Here is a 16,016-nt window from a genome sequence, read left to right on the forward strand (position 1 = left end):
ACTAGTTAGCTTTGTGCGCCGTCAGCAGATAGGCCGGCATCTTCATCCGCCCCTTCTCGTCGCGCTCGTGTGGCGGGAATTCGAAAGGCGCATCGGGGATTTCGACGACGTTGGACAGGATGAAGGCCGGCCGGATCTCGTCGATCTCCCAATACTTGCTGACCGCGGCGCGAAGTTCGTCCTCGTCGACCTCGTTGGGCTTCGGTTGCATCTCGGCGGGAAACGCGCCCTTGGCGAACACCAGCACGAACAGGCTGGCCCCCGGTGCCGCCGCGCGATGGATGGAGCTCAGGTAGCCGTCGCGGCCCTCGACCGGCAGCGAGTGGAACAGCGTGGAATCGACCACGGTGGAGAACCGTCCGTCGTAGCCACCCAGCGACGTGATGTCGGCCTGTGCGAAGCTGGCCGTCGTCAGGCCGCGTTCCCGGGCGGCCTCGGTGGCCGCCGCGACGGCGGTCGGCGTGATGTCGACCCCGACCACCGTGTAGCCCTGGGCGGCCAGCGCCAACGACAGTTCGGCGACCCCGCACCCGGCGTCCAGCACGTCGCTGCGGAATTTCCCCGCCGCCACCAGCGCGGCCAACTCGGGCTGCGGCTCACCGATGTTCCACGGTGGCGGGCCCTCGAAGTGCGCCCGCTCGCGGTATGCGCTGTCCCAGTCCATGACCTGATCACCCGTCATGACTTCAACGTACCCGCGCTCAGGACTCCCAGGTGTGCACCGGCTCGTTGGCGTGCATGTGCGCGCAGTACCGGCGCAGCATCTCGGCCAGGGCGGCCGGCCTTGCCATCCCGCCGTCCTGAAGCGCGCGCACGGTGGCCACCTGCCAGCTGGCGCCGTTGCGGCCGGTCCTGGCGCGGGCCTCGATGACCCCGAGGAAGCGGTCCCGCACGTCGGCGTCCACGCCCCAGCGGCGCAGCCCCTCGTCCGCGATCGGCAGCAACGTGTCCAGCACCAGCGCGGTCGCCGTCACCTCTCTCAGTCCGGGGCCGCGGCCCGGCCAGTGCAGCCGGGCGTCGATGCCGTTGCGGGCTGCGGCGAGGAAATTCGCTTGTGCCGCGGCGAAATCCATGTCGGCCCACACGGGATTGTCGTCCTCAGACAGGCGGCGCAGCACGCCGTAGAAGAAGGCCGAATTGGCCAGCATGTCCACGACGGTCGGCCCCGCCGGCAGCACCCGGTTCTCCAGCCGCAGGTGCGGCCTGCCGTCAACCACGTCGTAGACCGGCCGGTTCCACCGGTAGACCGTGCCGTTGTGCAGCCGCAGCTCGGGTAGGTGCGGTGCCCGCCCGGTCGCCAGCTCGGCGACCGGATCCTCGTCGGACACCTCAGGCAGCAGCGGGGGGAAGTAGCGGATGTTCTCCCGGTACAGGTCGAGCACCGAGCCGATCCAGCCTTCGCCGAACCACACCCGCGGCCGCACACCCTGGGACTTGGCCTCCTCGGGCCGGGTGTCGGTGGACTGCGTGAACAGCTCGATGCGGGTCTCGGCCCACAACTGGTGGCCGAAGAAGTACGGCGAGTTGGCGCCCAGCGCCAGCTGCGGCCCGGCTACCACCTGCGCGGCGTTCCAGTTCGCGGCGAACGCCTCCGGGGCCACTTGCAGATGCAATTGGATGCTGGTGCAGGCGGATTCGGGTGCGATCGACACGGCCTGCCAGCTCAGCGGCTCCGGGCCGGAGATGTTGATCGGGATGTCCTCGCCGCGCGCAGTGAAGATCGACTCGTTGAGCGCCGCGTAGCGCCGCGAGTCGCTCATCCAGCCGGTCGCCAGGTGTTCGGGCATCAGCGTGGGCAGGATCCCGATCATCACGATGTGCGCCCCACCCGCGCCCGCCTTGATCTCGGCGTCGTTCAGGCTGGCCCGCACCTCGCCCTCCAGGTCCAGCGCGGTGTGCCCGGGCAGGGCGTGGGGCGGCACGTTGAATTCGATGTTGTAGGCGCCCAATTCCGGCTGGAACGCCGGGTCCCCGATGGCGTCCAGGACGTCGCGGTTCGACATCGCCGGCTGATAGTCGGCGTCGACCAGGTTGCACTCGATCTCCATGCCGGTGAGCGGCTTGGCCGAGTCGAAATGCGACTGGGCCAGCATCGTTTCGAAGACGTCCAGGCACAACTGCAGCTTCCGCCGGTATTCCCGCCGATGTGCGCTGTTGTACGTGGTGCGCTTGACCTCTTCGCCCACACCGCCGATGGAACAGGTTTACCGGCGGTAACGCAAGCTACGCGGTGAGCTTGTCGCCGGGCCGCAGACCATGATGGACTCCTGACGTGTCTGAGTTCGTTGCCGCCATCGACCAGGGAACCACCAGCACCCGCTGCATGATCTTCGATCATGACGGTGCCGAAGTGGCTCGCCATCAACTCGAGCACGAGCAGATCCTGCCCCGCGCCGGCTGGGTCGAGCACGACCCGGTCGAAATCTGGGAGCGGACTTCCTCGGTGCTGATGTCGGTGCTGAACCGAGCCAACCTGACCGCCGAACACATTGCCGCGCTGGGCATCACGAATCAACGCGAAACCACGCTGGTGTGGAATCGGCGCACCGGGCGGCCCTACTACAACGCGATCGTCTGGCAGGACACCCGCACCGACCGGATCGCGTCGGCGCTGGAACGAGACGGCCGCGGCGACGTGATTCGCCGCAAGGCCGGCCTGCCGCCGGCCACGTACTTCTCCGGCGGCAAGTTGCAGTGGATCCTGGAGAACGTCGACGGGGTGCGCGAGGCCGCCGAGAGCGGCGAGGCCCTGTTCGGCACCGCGGACACCTGGGTGTTGTGGCACCTGACCGGGGGCACGCGCGGCGGCGTGCACGTCACCGACGTGACCAACGCCAGCCGGACCATGCTGATGGACTTGGAGACGCTGGACTGGGACGACGAGCTGTTGTCGTTCTTCTCCATCCCGCGCGCGATGCTTCCGGCCATCGCGCCGTCGTCGTCGCCGCAACCCTACGGCGTCTCCGCGCCGAGCGGGCCGGTCGGCGGCGAGGTACCGGTGACGGGAATGCTGGGTGACCAGCACGCGGCGATGGTGGGCCAGGTATGCCTGTCGGAGGGTGAGGCGAAGAACACCTACGGCACCGGAAACTTCTTGCTGCTCAACACCGGTGAGACGATCGTGCGCTCGAAGAACGGGCTGCTGACCACCGTCTGCTACCAGTTCGGGGGCGCCAAACCCGTTTACGCGCTTGAGGGTTCGATAGCGGTCACCGGCGCGGCGGTGCAGTGGCTGCGTGATCAGCTGGGCATCATCAGTGGTGCGGCACAAAGCGAGTCGCTGGCGCGTCAGGTCGCCGACAACGGCGGGGTCTATTTCGTCCCGGCGTTTTCCGGGCTGTTCGCGCCGTACTGGCGATCCGACGCGCGCGGGGCGATCGTCGGGCTGTCCCGGTTCAACACCAACGCGCACCTGGCCCGCGCCACGCTGGAGGCGATCTGTTACCAGAGCCGCGACGTGGTGGACGCGATGGCGGCGGATTCCGGTGTGCGCCTTGAGGTTTTGAAGGTCGACGGCGGGGTCACCGGCAACGACCTGTGCATGCAGATCCAGGCCGACGTGCTCGGGGTCGACGTGGTCCGTCCGGTGGTGGCCGAGACGACCGCGCTGGGCGCGGCCTACGCGGCCGGTTTGGCGGTGGGGTTCTGGGCCGACCCGGCCGACCTGCGGGCCAACTGGCACGAGGACAGGCGCTGGACGCCGGCCTGGACCGACGAGCAGCGCGCCGCCGGATACGCGGGTTGGCGCAAGGCGGTGCAGCGGACCCTGGACTGGGTGGATGTGACCTGATCCAGGGTCCGCCGCACGTCGGGGCTCAGTCTTCGCCGAGAATGCCGTAGACCTCGCGCCGCGCGTTGTTGAGAATCTCGACGATGCGCTGCTGCTGCTCGGCGGTGGCGGTGTGCGCGGACTGCGCGACCGCGCCGAACAGCTGGCCGATGGCCGCCCGCAGGTTCATGTGACCGGGGTCGGCGCCCTCGGCGATCTCGTCCCACGGCGGGGTCTCGACCTTTTCGGCGGCCGCGCGGCCCTCGTCGGTCAGCTCGAAGAGCTTCTTGCTGCCCTCGGTTTCGCTGGCGGTGATCAGGCCCTCGTCGGTCAACAGCTGCAGGGTCGGGTAGACCGAGCCGGGGCTCGGCTTCCAGAGGCCGTTGCTGCGTTCGGCGATCTGCTGGATCATCTCGTAGCCGTGCATCGGCCGCTCGACCAGCAGCGCCAGGATGGCCGCGCGGACGTCGCCGCGCTTGCCGCGACCGGGGCCGCCGCGGCGCCATCCGCCGCGCCGCCCGCCCGGCCCGAAGCCGAAGCCAGGACCGAAGCCCGGGCCGAACCCGGGCCCGAATCCGGGACCGAACCCGAGGGGTCCGTCATGGTCGGGGCCGTGCTCGCGGAGGTTTTGGAAGAACTCCTGGCGGGCCCGCCGCCGGGCGCCGTGCAGGGCGCGTCGGTGGGTGTCGGGACCGAAGCCGAAGCCGGGGCCGGCGGGGAAGGGGTCACCGGTGGGGGTGAATGGGTGGTTCATGTCTGTTCCTTACGTCTGATGCGGAAGCGCACCATGCGCTTCGAAGTATCACGATATATCGGAAACTATCGCGATGCAACGTCCGTTCGCCAGATTTGCTCTCCGACCCTTGTGACCTGCGGCGTTGGTGGAAGCCGTGCGTCCGCGGGGTCGAGGGCAGGATGCTGCGGGGCGGTTTGCACCCAGCGGGCGGCGGGTAGGAACTCTGGGATGAACGCGGATGACTCCCACCTAACGGTGGGCAGCGGAACCTCCACCGCGACCGGCCCCGCTCAGGGCGGCGGCGGACGGGAACGCAACGTCTGGCCGTGGGTCAACTGGGGCCTGGCGCTGGCCACGGTGCCCGCCGCCGCCATCGTGATGCTTTTCGCGCTGGGCGCGGTGATGAGCACGGACGGCTGCGCCGACCGCAGCTGCCCCGACCTGGGGCACGGCGGGATCAATTTCGGGGTCGCGTTCTACGGCGCGCCCGCGGTCGCCGTCGTGGTCATCGTCATCTCGCTCTTCACCGCGAAGCGCCGCGGCGGCATCGCCGTTCCGCTGTGCGGATGGGCGCTGTTGATCGCCGACGTCGCCCTCATGGCGGCCAGCGTCTCCGGTTAGCGGGACCGATCAGCCCGGCGGCGAGAAACCGCCCGGCGCGGCGTCGGGTGGACCCTTCGGGGGTGCCCCCGCGCCCGGCCATGGGACAGCGTGCGGTTGCGGCCGGGCCGGCCCCGGGGGGGCGCCCGCCGGTGGCATGGCCGGACGAAGACGGGCCAGCTCGCGGCGGTGCCGGTCGGCGAGCACGGCGGCCAGGACCAGTTCCGGCGGGGCGCCCGGCGGGGGCGGCGGGGCGATGCGGTTCACCACGTCACCGGCGATCCGGTAGGCCATCTGCTGGCGCAACTGGCGGTCGAGTTGCGGTGCCCGCGAGAGGAATTGGCGCGCGACCTCCGCCTGGCCGGGGGACAGGCCGGAAAGTTGCAGCGACGCGGCCCACCAGGCCAGGGACGGCGGCATCACCGGTGGGGGGCCCAGGCGGGGTCCGCGCTCGTTGATGACGACGGTGCCGGCGAAGATGTCGCCGATCCGCTTGGCCTTCGGCGACAGGATGCTGCAGATGACGGCGGGACTGCCGAACAGCATCCAGATCTCGACCACCGATGCGAGGGCCCGAAACAGGGCCTGCCGGAAGCGTTCTGGGCCGCCGTCGTCGGACACCACGCGCAGCCCCATCGCGATCTTGCCGACCGAGCGCCCGCGGGTGGCGGTTTCCAGGATCACGGGATAGCCCACGATCACCACCACCGTGAAGATGAGCAGGACGGCGGTGCTCAGCGCGGTGTCGAACTGGGTCAGCGTGGCGGCCCACAACATCAGGCCGAGCAGATAGCAGACGGCGATCACGGCGATATCGATCAGTGCGCTCACGGCCCGCACCGGCAACTGGGCGATCTGCACATCGAGCACGACGGCGTCGCCGGTGACCACCTCCGACATAACACCGAACGGTACAGGGCGATTAGGCTGCGCAGGGTGGACGTCGACGCATTCGTGCTGGCCCATCGCGGTACCTGGGACCGCCTCGACCGGCTGGTCGGACGGCGTCGCTCGCTGACCGGCGCCGAGGTCGACGAGCTCGTCGAGCTCTACCAGCGGGTGTCCACCCACCTCTCGACGCTGCGTTCGGCGTCGTCGGATTCGGTGCTGATCGGTCGGCTCTCCAGCTTGGTCGCGCGGGCCCGCTCCGTGGTGACCGGCGCCCACGCGCCGTTGAGCAGTACGTTCGCCCGGTTCTGGACGGTGTCATTCCCGGTGGTCGCCTACCGCTCCTGGCGGTGGTGGCTGGGCACGGCGGTGGCGTTCTTCGCCGTGGTGGTGGTCATGGCGCTATGGGTCATCGGCAACCCCGAGGTGCAGTCGGCCGCCGGAACGCCAAGCGACATCGAGCAATTGGTAAACCACGACGTCGCCTCCTACTACAGCGAACATCCGGCGTTGGCCTTCGCGCTGCAGATCTGGATCAACAATTCCTGGGTCGCCGCGCAGTGCATCGCGATGTCGGTCCTACTCGGCCTGCCGATTCCCATCGTGCTGTTTCAGAACGCCGCCAACCTCGGGCTGATCTCCGGGCTGATGTTTCAGGCGGGCAAGGGCGGTGTGCTGCTCGGGCTGCTCGCCCCGCACGGGCTGCTGGAGCTGACGGCGGTCTTCCTGGCCGGGGGGGCGGGGATGCGGCTGGGCTGGTCGGTGATCGCACCCGGCGACCGGCCCCGCGGACAGGTGCTCGCCGAACAGGGCCGGGCCGTCGTGTCGGTCGCGATCGGACTGGTGGCCGTGCTGTTGGTCTCGGGGTTGATCGAGGCGTTGGTGACGCCCTCGCCGCTGCCGACGTTCGTTCGGGTCGGCATCGGGGTCATCGCCGAGGCGGCATTCCTGTCCTACATCGTGCATTTCGGCCGCCGCGCGGCGAAGGCCGGTGAGACCGGCGACATCGAAGACGCGCCCGACGTGGTCCCCACCGGATGAGCGGTCAGAGCCGGCCGGTGGCCTTCATCGCCAGGTAGCGGTCGGCCAGGGCGGGCGCCAATTCGGTGGGCGGGGCGTCGACGACCTCCACCCCGCCGTGGCGCAGCCGGGTGGCGATCGCCCGGCGGTCGTTGCGGGATCGTTCGGCAGCGGCCGCGTCGTAGACGGCGGCCGGATCCGAACGCCCGGCGGCCATGTGGTCCACCCGCGGGTCGGCGACGGCTGCCACCATCAGGTGATGTTTGGCCGACAACTGCGGCAGCACGGGCAGCAATCCCTCGTCGAGCGCGGTCGCGTTGAGATCGGTCAGCAACACCACCAGGGACCGTCGGCGGGCACGTCGGGCGATCGCCGAAACCATTGCGGTCCAGTCGGGTTCGAGCAGCGCCGGTTGCAACGGCGCCATCGCCTCGACCAGCTGGGCGAGCAGTTCGGTGCGCGATGCGCCGAACACACCGGCCCGGCTGACCCGGTCGTGGGCCAGGAAGTCGACGTGGTCGCCGGCCCGCGACGCGAGCGCCGCCAGCAGCAGCGCGGCATCCATCGACCAGTCCAGGCGCGGCCAGCCGGCCGGGTCGGAGGCGGTCGGGTCGACGCCGACGCGGCCCGCCGAGGTGCGTCCCGTGTCGAGCACGATCACCACCCGCCGGTCGCGTTCGGGCCGCCAGGTGCGGACCACGACATCCGCGCGCCGCGCGGTGGCCCGCCAGTCGATCGACCGCACGTCGTCACCGACGACATATTCGCGTAGCGAATCGAATTCGGTCCCCTGGCCGCGGATCAGGGTCGGCAGTAGCCCGTCGATCTCGCGGAGTTTGGCCAGCCGGGCCGGCAGGTGTTTGCGGGACAGGAACGGCGGCAGCACCCGGAGCAGGCCCGGCACCGCTTGCGACCCCTGCCGCCCCGCCAACCCCAGCGGGCCGATGGACCGGGCGGTGACCATCGCGGCGCGCTGCTCGCCACGGCGGACCGGCCGCAGCCGGGATTGGACGTGCTGGTGTTGGCCGGCGGGGATGTTCACGGGATGGATGCGCGGCCGGGCGCCGGCGCTGGGCGGCCAGGCGTCGCGGACCTGGCCGCGGAACCTGCGCCGGCCGTCGTTGTGGATGAGCAGCCCGACGTCCACCTGCTGCGCGAGCCGGGCAGAGCGATCCGGGGAGCGGGTGTAACGCAACTTGCGCGGGCTGGCCGCCAGCCCGGCGTCCACGGCCACCACGAGCGCCAACGCGACCAACAGAAGGACGAAAGTCCCTGCGGGCGACGGAGACAGCGCGATGGGCAGGACGCACAACAGCGCGACCAGCCCGGTGCGTCCGGTCAGTGTCATAGGCGCCGCTCCTCCTCATCGCTTCGCGCTCTGCATCGTCGCCGGCGCAACCGCTATCGGGGCACCGGAACCGACGCCAGAATCCCGTCGAGCACACCGTCGGGTGTGGCGCCTTCGAGTTCGGCCTCGGGGCGCAGCATCACCCGGTGCCGCAGCGTGGGCCGGGCCATGGCCTTCACGTCATCGGGGGTGACGTAGTTGCGCCCGGACAGCCAGGCCCAGGACCGGGCCGTGGCCAGCAGCGCGGTCGCCCCCCGGGGGGAGACGCCCAGCTGCAGCGCGGGCGAGGAGCGGGTGGCCCCGGCGACGTCGACGATGTAGCCCAAGACCTCGTCGGCGACCAGCACGTGGCCCACGGCGTCACGCCCGGCCGCCAGTTCGGCGGGTCCGGCCACCGGATTGATCGCCGAGAGGTCGCGGGGATCGAAGCCGTGGGCGTGCCGGCCGAGGATGGCGATCTCCGAATCCCGCGGCGGCAGAGTCACATTCAGTTTGAGCAGGAATCGGTCCAGCTGCGCTTCGGGCAGCTGGTAGGTGCCCTCGTATTCGATGGGGTTCTGGGTGGCGGCGACGATGAACGGGTCGGGCAGGGGCTGGGCCACGCCTTCCACGCTGACCTGACGCTCTTCCATCGCCTCGAGCAGCGCGGCCTGCGTTTTCGGTGGGGTCCGGTTGATCTCGTCGGCCAGCAGCAGGTTGGTGAACACCGGGCCGGGCCGGAACGCGAAGGCGGCCGTGCGCGCGTCGTACACCAGCGAACCCGTGACGTCGCCGGGCATCAGGTCCGGGGTGAACTGCACCCGCTTGAACTCCAGCCGCAGCGCGGCGGCAAGCGCGCGCACCAGCAGCGTCTTCGCCACTCCCGGAACGCCTTCCAACAGCACGTGGCCGCGGCACAGCAGCGCGATCACCAGCCCGCTGATCACCCCCTCCTGCCCGACGACGGCCTTGGCGAGCTCGGTGCGCAACGCCAGCAGCGCGTCTCGTGCCGATTCAGCGGTGGGGGTCTGGGCGGGGGAAGGGGTCTGTGTCACGTGCGGGTGACCTGCCTTTCGATGTCGTCGAGCGCACGGGCAAGTTGTAGCAGGTCGTGGTCGGTCGCCGGGGGTGGGCCGAACAGCTGGTAGGACACGAACGCCGGATCGGCGCCGCTGCGGCCGGCCACCGCGGTCGCCACCGCGGGCGCCGGCGCGCCGGCGCTCAGGCCGAGCCGGGGGAGCAGCCGCTGCAATGTGGCTGTGCGCAGCGCCGCGGCGGCGCGGTCGCGCGCGCGGCGGGAACGGTAGAGCCGGCCGCGACCCTCGACGGTCTCCGACGCGCGCACCACGACGGGCAGCTCCTCGGCGACCAGCGGCCCGGGACGGCGGCCCCGCCACAGCGCGACCAGCAGGACGACCAGGCACAGCTGCACGACGATCCACGTCACGTTCTGCGGGATCAGGTCGGAAACCGAACCGGGGGGCGACGATTCGCCCTCGACGCTGTGGGGTGCGTACCAGACGAGCCGGGGCCGGGCACCCGCGAGGTTCATCGCCAGGGCGGCGTTGCCCGCCTGCAGCAGGGCGCCGTTGGTCAAGAAGTCGGTGCTGCCGACCACCGTGACGGTCCGCCCGCCTTCGCGGAAGCGGATCAGCGCCCCGCCGTAGCAGCGGGTCATCGGCCGCCCGTCGGTGGCGCGGTAGGTGTCGCCGGGCCCGAACCGCACCGGCCCGGCCCGCGTCGCCTCGCGCAGAGTGCAATCCGGATCGGTGTCGAAGGCGTCGGCCGCCGCCGAGACGCGCACGCCCGGCATCAGCGCCTCGCGGGTGCGCGCCGTCGGTTCCACCAGCAGCAGGTCGCCCGGCGCCTTCGAAAGCCGGTCCAGCAGCGGCTCGGTCAGGTATTGGCTCTGCGCCACCAGGATCAGCGCCTCGGGGCGCGCCGCCCGCTCGACCCCGGCGATGCTGTCGGCGACCACGACGTCGACGCCACCCCCGCGCAGCAGCGCCACCAGCGCGTGGGCGCCGTCGGGGCCGGTCGAGGCCGGATCCATGTGCGCGCCCGGCCGTGGCGCCGTCAGGTAGGCATCGACCCCGGCGACCACGGCGAGCACGATCAGGGCGAGGATCACCCAGCGCCAGGATCGCGAGCGCCGTACCGGCGTCGCGGTTTCGGGGCGCCCGGCGGTCGCCATCACCGCACCTGGGCCCACGAGTCGGCCGGGGCGGATTGCCCCGGCCCCGCGGCGACGGGCGCCGAGCGGGACCGCAGGTGGTCGTCGAGGTCGGCGATCATCCGGTATGCGCTCGGTGTCCCCGGTCGCTCGCCGTAGGTGACGTCGTTGAAAGCCGTTGCGGCCTGCGAAAGTTCGCCGGCGAGGTGGGGCAAAGCGGTGCCCGCGTCGGAGGCCAGCTCGTTGGCGGTGCGGCCGGGCGCCGGGTTCAGCACGCCGGTCTCCTCCAGCTGGCGGGCCACCGCGCGCAGCCGGTGCCGAATCGCGGCGGCCCAGTCCCCTTGCGCCGCATAGCCTTCGGCCGTCGCGCGGTGCTGGGCGGCGGTGAGCTGCGCGGTTTCGAAGAGCTGGTAGTCGCCGCCGCGGTTGGTGCGCATGGTGCGCCGCGCGATGTGGATGGCGGCCACCAGTGCGATCCCGAGCATGACGAAAAGCACTGTCGCCGTGAGCCATCCGCCGGGCAGCGACGCGGTCTTCTGCAGCAGCCGGTAAATCATCTCGTTGAGCCATTCGGCGATCTGCTCGGTGGCCGAGCCCTTGGAGTAGATCGGCTTGTTGAGCTCGTCCTGGGCGGCCTGGTGTGCGGCATCGCGGTCGATGTCGATGGAGGGCACGGTCAGCTCGTCCTCAGACCGGTCGCGTCAGCCACAGGTTATCGGTGGACTCGGCCGCATACGGCCCGCCCGCGGCGCCGGTCTGCAGCACCAGATCGAATGCCTCGGCACGCATCCGGCGATCTGTGTAGAGCAGGGCGATCACCCCGGCGTTGAACGGCGCGGTGATGATCTCGCCGATCGCGGCGCCCACCGACGCGACCGCGGTGCTGACCAGGAAGGCCGCGGTGGACGTGCTGACCGGGAAGAACTTGCTGGCGATCTCGAACGGCACCGAGACCGCGCCCGCGACAACGGAGGTCACCAGCAGCGACAGCAGCCGGATGCCCAGCACGCGCCAGAAGCCGTTGCGCACCAAGGCGAACGATCGGGTGATGGCGTCCAGGACGGGCAGCCGCTCCAGCACGATCAGCACGGGCGCAAACAGCACCACCGTGTACAGGTACACCAGCAAGGCGATCACGGCCAGCACCAGCGGCACGCCCAGGATGACCGCCGCCGCGCCGTTGCCGATGGCCGCCAGCACCGCGACTATCACGATCACCAGTCCGGCGACGACCGCCAGGGCGGCCCCTTCCAGCAGGGCGAGACCGAACAACGGCACCAGGCGCCCGCGGATCCTGGCCCACGTCTCGCCGATGGTGATCGGCGAGCCGAACACCGCCCGCCCGACGATGACGGTGAGCATCCCGGACAGCAGCATGCCGCCCAGCCAGGCGACCAGGACACCGGCGCCCATCGACGTCAACCAGGCGCCGATGACCCCGCTGGTCAGCTCCTTGGCGTGGTCGGTGCTCAGCCTGCCGTAGGCCGCCAACGGCCCGTAGACGGCCAGTTTCGTGACGATCTGGATGACCACCACCACGATGGTGGTCAGTCCCAGGGTGGCTTTCGGGTTGGCGCGGACGTAGCCGACCGCGCCGTTGAAGATGTCGCCCAGGGTGAGCGGCCGCAACGGGATGATGCCGGGTTTGACCGCCGCCGGAACACCCGGCCCGGATTGCCACGGCGGCGGGGGTCCATACCCCGGTGGGGGGCCGTAACCCGGTGGCGGTCCATACCCCGATGGCGGTCCATACCCCGGTGGTGGGCCGTAACCCGGTGGTGGGCCGTAACCCGGTGGTGGGCCGTAACCCAAGGGTTGCCCGTAGGCCGGTGGTGGCCCGTAACCCGGTGGTGGGCCGTAGCCAGGTGGGGGTCCGTATCCCGGGGGCCCGGTGGTGGGCCGTAGCCCGGTGGCGGGCCAACCGGATAGCCAGGGGGCGGCGCGCTCAACGTGTTCCGCGGCGTCTGCGAGCGGGCCCGTCGTTCGTCATGGGCTCCATCCTGTCGGTGGTCCGGGCATTTCTCAATCATGGCCAGGCCGCCGGCGCGTAGCGTTCTCGGCATGGCGGAACTCAAATCCCGGCTGCGGGCCGACCTGACCGATGCGATGAAGAGCAAGGACAAGCTGCGCACGGCGACCCTGCGCCTCCTGCTCGCCGCGATCCAAACCGAGGAGGTGTCCGGCAAGCAGGCCAAAGACCTCTCCGACGACGAGGTGATCAAGGTGCTGGCCCGGGAGTCCCGTAAGCGTGCCGAGTCGGCGGAGATCTACACGCAGAACGGCCGCGGGGAGTTGGCCGCCAACGAGCACGCCGAGGCGCGCATCATCGACGAGTATTTGCCGACGCCGCTCACCGAAGCCGAATTGGCCGACGTCGCCGACACCGCCATCGCCCAGGTCGCCGAGGAGATCGGCGAGCGTCCGAGCATGAAGCAGATGGGGATGGTGATGAAGGCGGCCACCGCGATCGCGGCCGGCAAGGCCGACGGGGCCCGGTTGTCGGCGGCGGTCAAGGACCGCCTGTAGGCGAGACCAGCACCCGGGTGCCGTCGGCGGCCCGCCGGGTGACGCGCCGGGCGTCGAGCTGCTCGAGCAACGGCACGGCGACCCGCCGGGTGGTGCCCAGCGCCCGGCGCGCGTCGCTGACCGTGAACGGCTGTGGCAGCGCCGCGAGGACGCCGGCCGCCCGGTCCAGCGCGCCGGATCCCAGGACGACGCCGTCGGCGATCCGGGTCAGCCGCCCGGCGCGCACCGCCGCGGCCAGCTCCCGGGAACCCAGCTTGAGCTCGGCCAGTTCGTCGGCCTCCGGTGCCCGGAACGGCTCGGCGGCCAGCCACTCCTCGATGGTGCGCACCGCCTTGTCGACGCGGGCCGGCAGGCCGGCGCCCGGCGCGCGGACCAGCCCGTCGGCGACCTGAAGGCCGGTGCCCTCGAGCAGCGGCGGCAGCAGTTCGGCGGCGGGCAGCCCGGCCCGCTGCCGCACTGTCTCCAGCGGCATCCCCGCCGCGACGTCGTGGTCGTCGGCCCAGCGCCGCACCGCCGCGGTCGCGCGCTCGCGCCGGCCGGCCCACCACCGGGGATCCACCACCCAATCCCCGACCCGCAGCCCGGCGAGCGGCAGCCCCATCGCCGTCAGGTCGGCCGCCCGGGCGCAGTCCGGCGGGCGCACCCGCCCGGTGGCGAGCTCGGCGGCCCGATCCCGGGCGGCGCCGCGGCGGCGCAGCGCCGGCGGCCGGACGTCGAGCACCTCGACACCCGCCGCGATCCGGTGCTCGCCGGGATCGCGCAGCAGTCCCACGTCGCCGACCCGCAGCGGCAGCGACCGCGCCAGCCGCAGCCGGGCCGCCGCCTCGCCCAGCGGGCGCACCTGCACCGGCACGGCCGCGGACCCGACGTGCAGCACCAGCTGGCGGTGCAGCGCGTCCGCCGACCGCAGGGCGACGTCGATCTCCGCCGTCTGCAACCACACGCCCGGCGTCCGAACGGTGTCGCCGCGACCGATGTGCTGGCGGTCCACGCCGCGCAGGTTGAGCGCGACGCGCGCCACCGGGCCGACCGCCGGCTGGTCGTGGCCCAGCGATTGCAGCCCCCGCACCATGACGCGCCGACCGGCGTGCTCCAGCTCGTCGCCCACCCGGATCGTCCCGGCCGCCAGCGTCCCGGTCACCACGGTGCCCGCGCCCCGGACGGTGAAGCTCCGATCGACCCACAGCCGCACGTCGGCGTCCGGGTCCGGAGCCGGCAGCCGGTCGGTGAGCGCCAGCAGCTCCGCGCGCACCCGCTCCAGGTCGGTCCCGATCGCGACGGGGACCCCGGCCAGCGAGGTGGCGGCGAACCGTTCCCGCGCCTGCTCGATGGCCGGGCCGGGATCGGCGAGGTCGGCCTTGCTGATCACCACCAGCCCGTGCCGGACCCCGAGCGCGTCCAGCGCCGCGAGGTGTTCGTCGGATTGCGGCATCCAGCCCTCGGTCGCGGCGACGACGAACAACACCGCAGGGACGGTCCCCACCCCCGCCAGCATGTTGGCCACGAACCGCTCGTGCCCGGGGACGTCGACGAACGCCAGCTGTCGGCCGCCGAGCTCGGTCCACGCGAAACCGAGGTCGATGGTCAGGCCCCGGCGCCGCTCCTCGGCCAGCCGGTCCGGCCACATGCCGGTGAGCCGGTGCAGCAGGGTGGATTTGCCGTGGTCGACATGCCCGGCGGTGGCTATGACGAACATGCGAGCACCGCCGCCGCCAGCAGCGCGTCGTCCTCGGGCGCCACGGTGCGCAGGTCGAGCAGGCACCGGCCGGCCTCGAGGCGGCCGACGACCGGCGGGCTGGCCGCGCGCAGCGCGGCGGCGTAGTGCTCCGGCAGGCTCACGGCGGCGCTGGGCAGCCGGACGTCCGGCGCCCCCCCGCCGCCGACGGCCGCGACGCAGTCCACCGCCTGCGCGCCCGGCAGCGCGGCCGCCAGCGACTCCGCACGGGCGCGCAGCCCCGCCACGTCGGCGACCAGCGCTTCGGCCACCGGCGTCGGCGGCCCCGTCAGGGTCGCTTCCAGCGCGGCCAGGGTGAGCTTGTCCACTCGCAGGGCGCGCGCGGCCGGGTGGCGGCGCAGCCGTTCGATGAGCTCGGCGTCGCCCAGCAGCAGGCCCGCCTGGGGGCCGCCGAGCAGTTTGTCGCCGCTCGCGGTGACCAGGTCGGCGCCGTCGCGCAGGGCCGTCGTGGCGTCGGGCTCGTCGGGCAGCAGGGGGTGCGGGGCCAGCAGCCCGGACCCGATGTCGACGACGAGGGGGACGTCCAGTCGGGACAACTCCGCGACGCTCACCGCCGAGGTGAACCCGGTGACGTGGAAGTTGGACGGGTGGACCTTCAGGACGAAACCGGTCTGCGGCCCGATCGCCTCGGTGTAGTCGCGCAGGCTGGTGCGGTTCGTGGTGCCGACCTCGCGCAGCCGCGATCCGGTGGAGGCCAGCAGCTCGGGGATGCGGAACCCGTCGCCGATCTCGACCAGCTCGCCGCGGCTGAGCACGATCTCCTTGCCCCCCGACCAGCCCCCAGCGAGCGTGAGGGCCGTCAGCAGCAGCGCGGCCGCGTTGTTGTTGACGACGTGCACCCCATCGGCGAGGGGTACCGCGCGGGCCAGCGCCGCCAGCGCGCCCCGGCCGCGGCGGCCGCGGCGGCCCGTCGCCAGGTCCAGCTCGACGTCGGTGGTGCCCGCGGCGGCGACCACGGCGTCGACGGCGGCCCGCGACAGCGGCGCGCGCCCCAGATTGGTGTGCACGACGACGCCGGTGGCGTTGATCACGGGCCGCAGGCTCGACGCGGTGCTGGGCAGCGCGCCGAGGGCATGCTCGGCGACACGCTCGGGCTCGATCTCCCCGGCGCGCGCCCGCCGCTGCGCGTCGGCGATCACCGACTTCACCAGCGCCCGCCCCAGCACCCGCTGGGCCTCGACCAGGCGCGGATCGGCGAGCAGCGTATCGGTCCCCGGCACCCGCCGGCGCGGGTCGGTCATG

At 71.9% G+C, this 16,016-nt stretch carries 14 protein-coding genes and 1 pseudogene; 4 read left to right on the forward strand and 11 right to left on the reverse strand.

Annotation, left to right across the window (positions count from 1 at the left end):
• Position 1: 1 nt before the first annotated feature.
• Together C1737_RS21215 and C1737_RS21220 are read right to left on the reverse strand one after the other, a co-directional pair.
• Positions 2-682 (reverse strand): class I SAM-dependent methyltransferase, encoded by a 681-nt coding sequence (locus tag C1737_RS21215; protein WP_102419395.1) that lies wholly within the window; start codon positions 680-682, stop codon positions 2-4.
• Between the two features lie 19 nt (positions 683-701).
• Positions 702-2,186, reverse strand: a complete 1,485-nt coding sequence (locus tag C1737_RS21220) for a glutamate--cysteine ligase (RefSeq protein WP_102419396.1) — start codon at positions 2,184-2,186, stop codon at positions 702-704.
• 86 nt (positions 2,187-2,272) lie between these two features.
• On the opposite strand from C1737_RS21220, the gene glpK reads away from it, so the two are divergent.
• A complete protein-coding gene (glpK, locus tag C1737_RS21225) occupies positions 2,273-3,790 on the forward strand; it encodes a glycerol kinase GlpK (RefSeq protein WP_102419397.1) in 1,518 nt (505 codons plus the stop codon).
• Between the two features lie 25 nt (positions 3,791-3,815).
• On the opposite strand, the gene C1737_RS21230 is transcribed toward glpK, so the two are convergent.
• Positions 3,816-4,523 (reverse strand): PadR family transcriptional regulator, encoded by a 708-nt coding sequence (locus C1737_RS21230; RefSeq protein ID WP_068097954.1) that lies wholly within the window; start codon positions 4,521-4,523, stop codon positions 3,816-3,818.
• Positions 4,524-4,733: 210 nt separating this feature from the next.
• On the opposite strand from C1737_RS21230, the gene C1737_RS21235 reads away from it, so the two are divergent.
• The gene (locus C1737_RS21235; RefSeq protein ID WP_068097955.1) at positions 4,734-5,126 is read left to right on the forward strand and encodes a hypothetical protein; all 393 of its coding nucleotides are present in this window, start codon (positions 4,734-4,736) and stop codon (positions 5,124-5,126) included.
• Positions 5,127-5,135: 9 nt separating this feature from the next.
• On the opposite strand, the gene C1737_RS21240 is transcribed toward C1737_RS21235, so the two are convergent.
• Positions 5,136-6,005 carry an RDD family protein gene (locus tag C1737_RS21240; protein ID WP_199182894.1) on the reverse strand — a complete coding sequence of 290 codons (870 nt, stop codon included), beginning with the start codon at positions 6,003-6,005 and terminating at the stop codon, positions 5,136-5,138.
• A gap of 36 nt (positions 6,006-6,041) precedes the next feature.
• Between C1737_RS21240 and C1737_RS21245 the strand changes: the two genes are divergently transcribed.
• Positions 6,042-7,034 carry a stage II sporulation protein M gene (locus C1737_RS21245; protein ID WP_067925492.1) on the forward strand — a complete coding sequence of 331 codons (993 nt, stop codon included), beginning with the start codon at positions 6,042-6,044 and terminating at the stop codon, positions 7,032-7,034.
• Between the two features lie 4 nt (positions 7,035-7,038).
• On the opposite strand, the gene C1737_RS21250 is transcribed toward C1737_RS21245, so the two are convergent.
• The 5 genes and pseudogenes from C1737_RS21250 to C1737_RS21270 all read right to left on the reverse strand — a co-directional run bounded on the left by C1737_RS21250 (position 7,039) and on the right by C1737_RS21270 (position 12,576).
• Positions 7,039-8,361 carry a DUF58 domain-containing protein gene (locus C1737_RS21250; protein WP_067925495.1) on the reverse strand — a complete coding sequence of 441 codons (1,323 nt, stop codon included), beginning with the start codon at positions 8,359-8,361 and terminating at the stop codon, positions 7,039-7,041.
• Between the two features lie 53 nt (positions 8,362-8,414).
• Positions 8,415-9,395 (reverse strand): MoxR family ATPase, encoded by a 981-nt coding sequence (locus tag C1737_RS21255; protein WP_102419398.1) that lies wholly within the window; start codon positions 9,393-9,395, stop codon positions 8,415-8,417.
• Complete coding sequence (locus tag C1737_RS21260) at positions 9,392-10,534, reverse strand: DUF4350 domain-containing protein (protein ID WP_102419399.1); 1,143 nt, start codon at positions 10,532-10,534, stop codon at positions 9,392-9,394. The genes C1737_RS21255 and C1737_RS21260 overlap by 4 nt, the downstream gene beginning before the upstream one ends.
• Positions 10,534-11,187, reverse strand: coding sequence for a DUF4129 domain-containing protein (locus C1737_RS21265; RefSeq protein WP_102419400.1), 654 nt, complete (start codon positions 11,185-11,187; stop codon positions 10,534-10,536). The genes C1737_RS21260 and C1737_RS21265 overlap by 1 nt, the downstream gene beginning before the upstream one ends.
• A 13-nt stretch (positions 11,188-11,200) precedes the next feature.
• A pseudogene (locus C1737_RS21270) lies at positions 11,201-12,576 on the reverse strand (hypothetical protein).
• Between C1737_RS21270 and C1737_RS21275 the strand changes: the two are divergent.
• The gene (locus tag C1737_RS21275) at positions 12,575-13,039 is read left to right on the forward strand and encodes a GatB/YqeY domain-containing protein (protein WP_068097961.1); all 465 of its coding nucleotides are present in this window, start codon (positions 12,575-12,577) and stop codon (positions 13,037-13,039) included. The pseudogene C1737_RS21270 and the gene C1737_RS21275 sit on opposite strands and share 2 nt — an antisense overlap.
• Here the strand turns inward: C1737_RS21275 and C1737_RS21280 are convergent.
• Together C1737_RS21280 and selA are read right to left on the reverse strand one after the other, a co-directional pair.
• Positions 13,023-14,735 carry a selenocysteine-specific translation elongation factor gene (locus tag C1737_RS21280; protein ID WP_102419401.1) on the reverse strand — a complete coding sequence of 571 codons (1,713 nt, stop codon included), beginning with the start codon at positions 14,733-14,735 and terminating at the stop codon, positions 13,023-13,025. The genes C1737_RS21275 and C1737_RS21280 overlap by 17 nt on opposite strands.
• Entirely contained in the window at positions 14,723-16,015 is a 1,293-nt protein-coding gene (gene selA, locus C1737_RS21285; protein WP_102419402.1) for an L-seryl-tRNA(Sec) selenium transferase, read from the reverse strand. The genes C1737_RS21280 and selA overlap by 13 nt, the downstream gene beginning before the upstream one ends.
• Position 16,016 lies beyond the last annotated feature (1 nt).

It is taken from the genome of Mycobacterium sp. 4858 (assembly GCF_900240975.1).
GTDB lineage: Bacteria > Actinomycetota > Actinomycetes > Mycobacteriales > Mycobacteriaceae > Mycobacterium.